General features: G+C 52.6%; 7 protein-coding genes. 5 read left to right on the top strand and 2 right to left on the bottom strand.

Annotated features, from left to right (window positions below; genetic code table 11):
* The first annotated feature begins 9 nt into the window (after positions 1-9).
* The 4 genes from CAG65_RS16115 to ahpF all read left to right on the top strand — a co-directional run bounded on the left by CAG65_RS16115 (position 10) and on the right by ahpF (position 4,452).
* On the top strand, positions 10-1,386 hold the full coding sequence (locus CAG65_RS16115) for a GntP family permease (RefSeq protein ID WP_161454284.1): 1,377 nt from the start codon (positions 10-12) through the stop codon (positions 1,384-1,386).
* Positions 1,387-1,395: 9 nt separating this feature from the next.
* Positions 1,396-2,004 (top strand): bifunctional 4-hydroxy-2-oxoglutarate aldolase/2-dehydro-3-deoxy-phosphogluconate aldolase, encoded by a 609-nt coding sequence (locus tag CAG65_RS16110; protein ID WP_161454283.1) that lies wholly within the window; start codon positions 1,396-1,398, stop codon positions 2,002-2,004.
* Positions 2,005-2,180: 176 nt separating this feature from the next.
* The gene (ahpC, locus tag CAG65_RS16105; RefSeq protein ID WP_021706044.1) at positions 2,181-2,738 is read left to right on the top strand and encodes an alkyl hydroperoxide reductase subunit C; all 558 of its coding nucleotides are present in this window, start codon (positions 2,181-2,183) and stop codon (positions 2,736-2,738) included.
* 145 nt (positions 2,739-2,883) lie between these two features.
* A complete protein-coding gene (gene ahpF / locus CAG65_RS16100; protein WP_161454282.1) occupies positions 2,884-4,452 on the top strand; it encodes an alkyl hydroperoxide reductase subunit F in 1,569 nt (522 codons plus the stop codon).
* A 46-nt stretch (positions 4,453-4,498) separates the two neighbouring features.
* Here ahpF and CAG65_RS16095 read toward each other — a convergent pair whose 3' ends face one another.
* The gene (locus CAG65_RS16095; RefSeq protein WP_161454281.1) at positions 4,499-5,404 is read right to left on the bottom strand and encodes a LysR substrate-binding domain-containing protein; all 906 of its coding nucleotides are present in this window, start codon (positions 5,402-5,404) and stop codon (positions 4,499-4,501) included.
* A 100-nt stretch (positions 5,405-5,504) separates the two neighbouring features.
* Here CAG65_RS16095 and CAG65_RS16090 point away from each other — a divergent pair, with 100 nt between their 5' ends.
* Positions 5,505-6,704: an MFS transporter gene (locus CAG65_RS16090; RefSeq protein WP_161454280.1), complete on the top strand. Its 1,200-nt coding sequence runs from the start codon at positions 5,505-5,507 to the stop codon at positions 6,702-6,704.
* A 54-nt stretch (positions 6,705-6,758) separates the two neighbouring features.
* Here CAG65_RS16090 and CAG65_RS16085 read toward each other — a convergent pair whose 3' ends face one another.
* A complete protein-coding gene (locus tag CAG65_RS16085) occupies positions 6,759-8,087 on the bottom strand; it encodes an anaerobic C4-dicarboxylate transporter (RefSeq protein WP_021706048.1) in 1,329 nt (442 codons plus the stop codon).
* Between the last annotated feature and the right edge of the window lie 11 nt (positions 8,088-8,098).

The raw sequence follows: 8,098 nt of genomic DNA, 5'->3' as shown, positions 1-8,098 counted from the left end.
GGTGAACACATGGAGCACATCGCCCAAACATCAGATCCTACGTATCTGTTAACCGTGGCAGCGATAGCAATTGCAGCGCTGCTGGTCTTAATCATTAAGCTGAAAGTTCACGCTTTCGCTTCTTTAACTCTGGTCAGTTTAGGTACTGCCATCGCCACTGGCGTCACCACGGACAAAGTGGTGCCGACCATGCTGAGCGGTTTTGGCGGCACACTGGCCTCGGTGGCATTGCTGGTCGGCCTGGGAGCCATGATCGGTAAGATTTTAGAAGTGACGGGCGGTGCAAAAGTACTGGCCGACACTTTGATTGGCCGCTTCGGAGAAAAGCGTGCGCCGCTAGCGCTTGGGATAGCGTCATTGTTGTTTGGCTTCCCCATCTTCTTTGATGCGGGATTGGTTGTGATGATGCCGATCATCTTCAGTGTCGCGAAGCGTTTCGGAGGCTCTCCGCTGAAGTATGCGTTGCCATCGGCTGGTGCTTTTGCTGTGATGCACGCCTTTGTGCCGCCTCATCCAGGCCCGGTTGCCGCGGCGGATCTGCTCGGCGCTAACATCGGTCTGCTGTTGTTCATCGGTATTCTGGTTGCGATCCCGACTTGGTATCTGGGTGCCTACCTGTTTGGTCTCTATTCAGGGAATAAGTTCGATATTCCGCTGTCGAAAGCGTTTTTCAACACCTATGCCATTATCGATGAAGCCAAATTGCCTAAGTTTGCCACCGTCATGACCATCCTGATCCTGCCAGTGTTGCTGATTTGTCTCGACACGGGGTTGAATACGCTCTCCGTTGCGGGGGTCATTGACGGTCAGTCTCCGGCGGTCGAGCTGCTGCGTATGCTGGGTAAAACGCCAATCGCGCTATTGATCACACTGCTTGCCTGTATGCTGGTGTTTGCTAAAGATTACGGTATGGCGAAGTTGGAAAAATTGTGTGGTGACTCTCTGGCGCCGATCTGTGCCGTGATTCTGGTGACAGGTGCAGGTGGGATGTTCGGTGGCGTTTTACGTGCGAGCGGTATTGGTGATGCATTGGCGGGCGTGCTGGCTGATACGGGGATGCCTGTGATTGTGGCAGCGTTTGTGATCTCAACCTGTTTGCGTGTGGCGCAGGGCTCTGCAACGGTGGCGCTGACCACCACGGCGGCCCTGATTGCGCCAACGGTCGCCGCCACAGCAGGCTTGAGTGAACTGGATCTGTGCTTTATCGTGATCGCCATTGCTGGTGGCGCAACCGTCCTGTCACACTTTAACGACTCAGGTTTCTGGCTGGTGTCACGCCTGCTGGAAATGGATGAAAAAACCACACTGAAGACGTGGACAGTGATGGAAACTTTACTTGGTGGCATCGCATTTATTATCGTTGCCACATTAAGCTTTATTCTTTAGAGGTTCTTTATGACAACCATTGAACAACGATTGAGAGAAATCAAAATCGTCCCTGTAATCGCGATCAATGACGTCGCCCAAGCTGTGCCGCTGGCGAAAGTACTGGTAGAAAATGGCCTGCCGTGTGCAGAAGTGACCTTCCGCACGGACGCGGCCGCAGAGTCAATTCGCCAGATGCGTCAGGCGTATCCGGAGCTGCTGATCGGGGCAGGGACGGTACTGACGACCGCGCAAGTGGATCAGGCTATTGACGCCGGCGCAGATTTTATTGTCAGCCCGGGGCTGAATCCGACCACGGTGAAATATTGCCAGCAACGTGGCATTGCGATCATCCCGGGGGTCAACAACCCAAGTTTGGTTGAGCAGGCAATGGAGCTCGGCCTGCGTACGCTGAAATTCTTCCCGGCTGAGCCATCAGGCGGTGTCTCGATGCTCAAAGCACTGACGGCTGTTTATCCGGTGAACTTTATGCCTACCGGTGGCGTAAACCCGAATAATGTAGCCAACTACCTGGCTCTGAATTCAGTGGTGGCTTGTGGCGGAACCTGGATGGTGCCGACCGACCTGATGGACAAGGGAGACTGGGCAGGTATTGCCGAACTGGTGCGCGCTTTATAGGGCGTGTGCGGCACGAATACGAAAACGGCGACCCGAAGGTCGCCGTTTTTTTGTTTATAGATTTTGCCTATCGAATAGATAGTTACAAGCAATTTTCTTTAAGTAGGGGAGCATGGGAATATAGTTTCCGAAAGCAAGACATGGCAAAGCCAATAACTTAAAGGAAAGCAAAGATTATGATTAATACTAAGATCAAACCATTTAGCGCAACAGCATACAAATCTGGCGATTTCGTTGACATTACAGAACAAGATGTTTTGGGCAAATGGGCGGTATTTTTCTTCTACCCAGCGGACTTTACATTCGTTTGTCCGACTGAGCTGGGCGACCTGGCTGACCACTACGAAGAGCTACAAAAGCGCGGCGTAGAAGTGTACTCAGTGTCGACTGACACTCACTTCACGCATAAAGCATGGCACGACAGCTCAGACACTATCGGCAAAATCAACTACTTCATGCTGGGTGACCAGACTGGCACCATCACCAACAACTTTGGTGTGATGCGTGAAGGTCAGGGTCTGGCAGACCGTGCGACTTTCCTGGTTGACCCAGAAGGTGTGATTCAGGCGATGGAAATCACCGCCGAAGGCATCGGCCGTGACGCAGAAGATCTGATGCGTAAAGTGAAAGCGGCTCAATACGTTGCGGCTCACCCAGGCGAAGTATGCCCGGCTAAATGGAAAGAAGGCGAAGAAACGCTGGCGCCTTCTCTGGACCTGGTTGGCAAAATCTAACCACGCCTAATCTATAAACGTTTGATTACGTTTTAAATTAAAGAGTGGACCGGGTGTTTTACCTGACGACCTAAATGCCCGGTTCGCTCTCCCTTTTATCCAGATTGACCACTCTTAAGAAGCAATAACAAAAAGGTATTCCCGTATGCTAGACCAAGCGATCAAGCAGCAGTTATCACAGTATCTGACAAATTTAAAAGAAGACGTCCGTTTAGTGGTCAGCCTAGATGAAAGCAAAGGCTCACAAGACATCCTCGCTTTGGCTAAAGAAATTGCCGAGCTGAGTGAATTGATCAGCGTTGAACGCGACGACGCAGCCAGCGAACGTAAGCCGGTCATGGCCGTGACCAACCCGAAATCGGGCACGCAGTTGCGTTTTGCCGGTGTGCCTATGGGGCATGAGTTCACCTCGCTGGTGCTGGCGCTGCTGCACTCTGGCGGTCATCCGATCAAACTTGAACCGGCGGTCATTGAACAAATCGCCAAACTGGATAAAAAGCTCGATGTTGAGGTGTTTATCTCGCTCTCATGTCAGAACTGTCCGGATGTGGTCCAGGCATTTAATATGATGGCGGCCATCAACCCGGATATCCGCGCGACCATGATCGATGGTGCGTTGTTCCAGGACGAAGTGAAAGCGCGAGACATCATGGCGGTGCCGAGTGTGTTCATTAACGGTGAACTGTTTGGTCAGGGCCGTATGACATTGAACGAGATTCTGAACCAGTTAGATGATGGTGCGGCTGAAAAAGCGGTGGCCAGCTTGAATGAAAAAGAACCGTATGATGTGTTGGTTGTTGGCGGAGGACCTGCGGGCGCAGCGGCGGCAATTTACGCAGCACGTAAAGGCATTCGTACTGGTATTGTCGCCCAGCGTTTAGGCGGTCAGGTAATGGATACCATGGCGATTGAGAACTTCATCTCTGTGCAACGTACCGAAGGTCCAAAGCTGGCAGCCAATATGGCGGAGCACCTTAAAGAATATGGGGTGGACATCATTACAGAGCAACAAGCAGACAAATTGATGGGTGCGGAATTTACCAATGACGGCAAAGTCCATGTCAATCTGCAAAGCGGCGCCACACTGAAAAGTCAAAGTGTCATCTTGAGCCCGGGTGCTCGTTGGCGTGAAATGAACGTACCGGGTGAGCAGGAATACCGTAATAAAGGGGTTGCATACTGCCCACACTGTGACGGTCCGTTGTTCAAAGGCAAGAAAACCGCCGTGATCGGTGGGGGTAACTCAGGCATTGAAGCTGCCATCGATCTGGCGGGTATCGTTGAACACGTGACTGTATTGGAGTTTGCCGATGTACTGCGTGCCGACCAGGTACTGATCGACAAAGCTAACTCGTTACCAAACGTTGACATCATTACCATGGCGCAAACCACAGAAGTGATCGGTGATGGCTCTCGTGTGACGGGCCTGCAGTACAAAGACCGCAACAGTGATGAGCTCAAACAACTGGATCTGTCAGGTATCTTTGTCCAGATTGGTCTGGTACCCAACACGGAATGGTTGAAAGACTCGCAGGTTGAGTTGTCTGCCCGCGGTGAAATCGAAGTAGGCAGTCGGGGTGAAACCAGCATAGACGGTGTGTTTGCCGCGGGTGACGCGACGACGGTACCGTACAAACAAATCATCATTGCGATGGGTGAGGGGGCCAAAGCCAGCTTGGGAGCCTTTGACTACCTGATTCGCAAACAAGCGTAACGGCAAATCTATCCACTTTTAAACGAGCCCAATCGGGCTCGTTTTTTTATTGGTGATGCTGGCTGCTGGCCAGCTCTGAACAGACAGACTGCAAAAAGGCCGATATTTTCGGTGCCAAGAACTTGCGCCCGGCATAGAAAGCGTACAGCACAAGGTCGTTGGCAGGATACTCTAAGCTGACGGCTTGCAGCTGGCCAGTGACCAGTTCTGTCTCACACATGGCTTGCGGCATGATGGCCAACCCCAGCCCGCGTATCGCCGCTGCTTTAGCGATGTGACCACTGTTGACCCGGAAAGTAGATTTTGGATGGAAGGTGACAGGTTGTTTGTCGCCCTGGAATACCCAAGGCGCACCGTTAAGCGCAGACAAGCTGGTGATGCACGGCATGTGCTGGAGATCACTGAGACAGCGTGGCGTTCCGTAGCGGTCAATAAGCTCCGGTGATGCGACCACAACACTGGACCAACGACACAGCTCAACAGCGACCCAACCACTGTCCGCCAGTGTGCCGCGATTGTAAGTCAGGATCAGATCAAATCCGTCAAGAAAATCTTCTCTTGGGTGCAAACTGGTGTCGCACAGGAACTGAACGTCAGGATACGAGCAGCAAAAATCCACGGCAGCCTGAGCCAGTGGAGGAATGTCAGGCATCAGTACTTTGAGTTGTCCGGTGATATGACGGGTGTGGTTACTCACTTCGTGCAGGGCATCATGCAAGGCGCTCAACAGATGCTTGGTCGAACTGTAGAGCTGTTCCCCGGCGCGGGTGGGCGTTACCCGACGGGTGGTGCGTTCCAGTAACTTGGTGCCGAGTTTGTCTTCCAACAGAGCAACATGACGACTGACGTTAGAAGTGGGAATGGAGAGGTGTTCGGCAGCCTGTTTAAAACTGTGCTGCTCGTAAACACACTGGAAGCTTTTCAGCCAGATTGGGTCAATATCATCCAACACATTTATTATCCCATTATGTGAAATTATCAAACCAATTTTACGCCCTTTATCTAATAATCTTCAATTGTAAACTGGGGTTTTGCTTTCAAGGGGCATTGCTATGTTGCACAGTTCTACACTTTCCACTCCGCAAAATACGTCACCATTGTTCATCGCGTTTTTGGTGCATTTTCTGTTAGCGCTGGACGCGCTGGTGATTGTGCCATTTAGTGCCGTGATCACGACGCAACTGGCGGTGTCTGGCGCGCTTGCCGGTTATCTGACCATGGCTTATGCGCTGGCTGCGGGTGTGACGTGTCTGCTGTTTAAAGGCGCAGACAACATTAATACGGAGCGGCGACGTTGCCTGACACTGCTGCTTGGCTTGGCGCTGGTAACAGGCGCGAGTGTGTGGGTGGCATCTTTCGAGTGGATGCTCATTGCCAGAGTAGTGGCCGGGGTGTGTGGCGGTGGCCTGGCCGTAGTCAACCTTAACCTGATGGTGTTGCAGGTCGATGATGAACATCGCAGAAAGCACACCGCACTGTTACTGAGTGCTTTTCCGCTTGCTCTGACACTGGGCGTGCCGTTACTGCTCCTGTTGGCCGGAGATCACTGGCAGTGGTCGTTTGCCATCCTTGCGTTGTCACTGCTTGCGGTGTGGCTGGTATTTTTCTTGATTTGCCGCAGAATCGCCCCGGGATCTGAGCCTGACAGCGGCGGGCAAAATCCGCGTTTTTCCGAAGCAGTCGCTGAGCGCAGAGTATTGTGGTTTGCTGTTGCCATGATCAGCTCGGCAGTGCTGGGGACGTTTGTGGTATCGACTCAGTTTCCGGTGATGCTGCACCTCAACCTGACCATCGGGGCCGGGCTGCTCAGTGGCTGCTATACATTTGGAGGACTGGGCTCGTTTATCGTCATGCAAACTTACGCCCGCCTGAAGTTAACGTCAGGGCTGTCAGGGCAATGGATATTTATACTGACCGCTGTCATGCTGGGTGCAATGGTCTGTGGCTTCAATACACAGGATGTGTGGTTGGCGGCGGGGGCTTTTGTGTTCTTCATTATCGCCAGTTCTGCGCGAAGTTTAATCCTCGCCACTGAGATGATCGCAACATTACCGATCGCTGTGAGAAATCACATCATCGGAATTCAGAACGCGTTGCAACATTTTGCCGTCGGAGTTGGTGGGGCACTTGGCAGCGCGTTGATCGCCACAGATCGACATGGGCAGCTGGATTTTTCCGTCATGCTTTGGGCTGCGGCGGCACTTGGCGTGATGCCCGTGTTGCTGTGGCGATACCGGCGTTGGGAATCTTGAGGCGCTGAAAACAAAAGCGGCCCAAGGCCGCTTTTGGACAGGATTTGGTGTGGTTTAGCCAATCACCATCTGACCCAGAACGTAACCCAGGCAGCAGGCACCCACGACACCGATCAGACCGACCGACATAAAAGAGTGGTTGAAATACCACTTACCGATTTTGGTGGTGCCGGAGGTATCAAAGTTGACCGTCGCAATATCGGATGGGTAGTTCGGAATGAAGAAGTAGCCGTAGACGGCGGGCATAATACCGATCAGCAGCGCTGGATCCAGTCCGAGCCCGAGGCCAACCGGCAACATCATCCGGGCAGTGGCGGCTTGCGAGTTAACCACCACCGACACAATGAACAGCGCCAGTGCGAACGTCCACGGGTAGTTCGTCACCATCTCGACAATGCCTGATTTGAATTGTGGCATGGCGTACTGAAAGTAAGTGTCAGACATCCAGGCAATACCGAAAATCGCGATGGCGGCCACCATACCGGATTTGAATACCACACCGTTGGGCACGTTGCGCGGATCGGTTTTGGTTGCCAGCAGAATCACACCGCCGAAACACAGCATCATCATCTGAATCACCACGGCCATACTGATCGGCTTGGAGCCGTCAGTAATGGTGCGGATTTCCGGAACCATGGCGATCACCACAATGGTCAGAATCGATAGCATGAACAGCAGGACCGAATTACGCGCCGAGGTTGGCAGCGTTTCGTCCAGTGACGTGGCAGTGGTATTGAGGATGCGCTCACGCCATTCCGGGTCCTGAAGGCGGGCCTGATATTCGGGGTCGTCATCCAGCTCTTTACCACGCTTTAAGCTGTACAGTGACATCAGTAACGTGCCGAACAGCGTTGCCGGGACAGTGACCAGCAAAATCGACAGCAGGGTAATGTCGTGCTGAATATTGGACAGTTGTGCCAGATAGTACACCACCGCCGCTGAGATAGGTGATGCAGTAATGGCGATTTGCGAAGCAACTGAAGAGGCGGCCATTGGCCGCTCAGGGCGAATACCGTTTTTCAACGCAACGTCGCCGATGATTGGCATGATGGAATAGACAGCGTGACCCGTGCCGAGCAGGAAGGTCATAAAATAAGTCACAAACGGGGCGATCAACGTGACTCGTTTTGGGTTCTTACGCAGTACCTTTTCTGCGACCTGCAACATGTATTTGAGGCCCCCGGCTGCTTCCAGAATCGAAGCACAGGTCACAACTGCAAGAATGATCAGCATTACGGTAACAGGTGGTGATGTTGGCGGCATCTTGAAGACAAAGACCTCAATCACCAGACCGATACCGGACACGACACCCAGCCCGATACCGCCGTAGCGAGAGCCGATATAAAGCATCAGCAAGAGGAATAAAAATTCCAGATAGAGCATATTAACAACCC

Source organism: Vibrio sp. V39_P1S14PM300, assembly GCF_009904765.1.
GTDB classification, from domain to species: domain Bacteria; phylum Pseudomonadota; class Gammaproteobacteria; order Enterobacterales; family Vibrionaceae; genus Vibrio; species Vibrio proteolyticus.
This window is presented reverse-complemented; position numbering and strand designations above follow the sequence as displayed.

Coding starts and splice junctions, on each gene's coding strand:
- CAG65_RS16115 (WP_161454284.1), top strand. CDS start 10: ATGGAGCACATCGCCCAAACATCAGATCCTACGTATCTGTTAACCGTG.
- CAG65_RS16110 (WP_161454283.1), top strand. CDS start 1,396: ATGACAACCATTGAACAACGATTGAGAGAAATCAAAATCGTCCCTGTA.
- ahpC (WP_021706044.1), top strand. CDS start 2,181: ATGATTAATACTAAGATCAAACCATTTAGCGCAACAGCATACAAATCT.
- ahpF (WP_161454282.1), top strand. CDS start 2,884: ATGCTAGACCAAGCGATCAAGCAGCAGTTATCACAGTATCTGACAAAT.
- CAG65_RS16090 (WP_161454280.1), top strand. CDS start 5,505: ATGTTGCACAGTTCTACACTTTCCACTCCGCAAAATACGTCACCATTG.
- CAG65_RS16085 (WP_021706048.1), bottom strand. CDS start 8,087: ATGCTCTATCTGGAATTTTTATTCCTCTTGCTGATGCTTTATATCGGC.